Here is a 2,340-nt window from a genome sequence, read left to right on the forward strand (position 1 = left end):
AACATAACCAAGCCATGCACCGGATGCCAAACCCTTCGCTTCGCTACGGCTTTGTCACCGGTGATGGCGGGCGTTATCCCGGCTTATTCATGAGGCAGGCCTGAAAACGAAGATAGTCGGGTAGACCGAGCGATTGCTCGACCCGGCCCCCCACAGATCCGGACGTGCGCAATTAACGCATCCGGCTCTTCAACCATCAGTTTCGCTGAAGGATCAGCATGGGTGAACGATCCTCGCCTTGGGAAACGGCAGTAACTTAAAGAGTTGAAGCGCATTCCGCCACACAATCCTTGCCTTCTGGGATCGCCGGCTCAGCCATTTGATCCAGCACCACTTCACCCGATGGCGAAACGTCTGTATGGATCGCATATTGCCGCGAATACCGTAGTAGGCAACGTGACCTTGGATCTTACGACTCAACTTCTCATGCTGTTCCCGGATCGGCAGGTGACGATTCCACCGGCACCACTGTGAGATGTGCTTGAGCCCACGCCGAAACCTATCCTTCGCCGTCTTGCGCTTGATAACCAAGAGCCCGCGGCGTGACTTCCCCCAGTAGTGGGTGAAGCCCAGAAAGTCGAAGGTTTCGGCACGCTGCTCACGATACGGGCGGAACCTCACCAGGCGGGTCTTGGTCGGGTGCAGGGTGAGGCCGAAGCGCGCGAAGCGCTTGGGCAGTACTTCCAGCACCTTGCGGGCGTCAGCTTCACTGCTGAATGCGAGCACGGCATCGTCGGCGAAACGTACCTCAAATGCGCGTCCTCGCAGGCGTGGCTTGACGTCTTTCTCAAACCACTCGTCCAGTACATAGTGGAGATAGAGGTTCGCCAGCAATGGGGAAATGACCCCGCCCTGTGGGCTGCCGACTACTCCCTTCTGCCACTGCCCAGCCTCCAGTACTCCGGCCTTGAGCCACTTGCCGATCAGGCGAAGGATCACACCGTCCTTCACTCGTTGCTGCAGAAACGCTCGCAGGTGCCGGTGGTCGATCGTGTCGAAGAAGGCCTTGATGTCCAGGTCGATGACCCAGCCACCTCCCATCGACGACAGGCCGTCCCACACCGTCTTGATGGCCTGGTGTGCCGAGCGCCCCGGCCGAAAGCCGTACGAACAATCCAGGAAGTCATGCTCGTAGAGAGGCTCCAGTAGGGACACCACGGCACGTTGCAGGACCTTGTCTTCAAAGGTGGGAATGCCGATCGGCCGTGTGGTACGCCCATCCCCTTTGGGGATATGGACACGCCGCACCGGCGGCGCCCGGTAACACCCGCTCTTGGCCTCTTCCAGCAAGCGCTGGATATTGATCTCGAAGCCGCGCGCGAAGTCGTCCGCCGTCTGGCCATCAATCCCGACCGCACCGTCATGGCGCGTCATGAGGTAGGCCGTTTTCAGCCACTGGGCGTCGATATGATGCGACAGTGACGTGAAGGCACGCTGCGGAAAACGCTCTGCCAGCGATGCTATCCGCACTTGTTTCGTGGACATGACTTCAGGTTCCTGAGCACCTATCATGTTTCCCTCGTACGGTTCTGATGGTTGACCACTCCTTCCCTCCACCGGGTCCCATCGAGCTGGTTCCCCGATTTCATCAGTACTATGAGTGGCTCCGACTCCCATTACCCCATCTGGCCGGCTCGCTACACTCGCCGTACCGTACCTCCTGAGTGGCTGTTGTTTCGCTCCCATCACCGCCAGTCACTGCAGTGCTGGGCCAGGGAGCTTGGGGGCAGGTGGCTCCCGTACCTGATAGCGTTAGATCGGAGGAGGGAAATGGGCCTCCCAGGTTCCTGGGAACCCCCTGTGTGAACATGCCCTGCTCTAATGACCCCGGCGACCTTCGTTCACCAAGCCTTTTCAGTGAACTCGTGTTGCCTTCCGCTATCCGCAGGGCGTCGGCGATCGCGTGGTGAAAATTTCGGGGCTCAATGACACGGCCTACTCACTTGCTGTCTACGCTTCACAGCGGCGGTTGCCCGACGCTGCGCAAGACTCGCTACCGGCTGGCGGCTACCCTTGGCCGGGTGGGAATTTCACCCACTGGGGTTCAACTCACCCTTTCTGCAGGCCCTGGCCTGCTCCCAGATGACCAAGCTTTGCCTGGCGCACGCGGATGGTATTCTCTATAAAAATCAGTGCATTCCGCCAAGAATCTGATTCAAGAGGACCATCGCTATGGGTGAAAGCATATCTCCCTGGATTCCGACCTGCAACGGATCTATACGCGTTGAGCTCGACGGCCCCCCTCTGTCAGGATTGATGTCGCGTCCCTTGTTACACTCTCTTAAATATTCAGGGGCGTTTGGAGATCTGTATGCCTCGCTATTCCGATGAGCGACGTCA

General features: G+C 58.7%; 1 protein-coding gene. It reads right to left on the reverse strand.

The features are described from left to right. Positions 1-213: 213 nt before the first annotated feature. Positions 214-1,485: a group II intron reverse transcriptase/maturase gene (gene ltrA, locus CWI66_RS17380; RefSeq protein WP_062376020.1), complete on the reverse strand. Its 1,272-nt coding sequence runs from the start codon at positions 1,483-1,485 to the stop codon at positions 214-216. Between the last annotated feature and the right edge of the window lie 855 nt (positions 1,486-2,340).

The organism is Halomonas sp. 141 (assembly GCF_002810305.1).
Taxonomy (GTDB): domain Bacteria; phylum Pseudomonadota; class Gammaproteobacteria; order Pseudomonadales; family Halomonadaceae; genus Vreelandella; species Vreelandella stevensii.

Excerpts from the sequence above, each read along its gene's own strand:
- ltrA (WP_062376020.1), bottom strand. The coding sequence starts at position 1,485 with ATGTCCACGAAACAAGTGCGGATAGCATCGCTGGCAGAGCGTTTTCCG.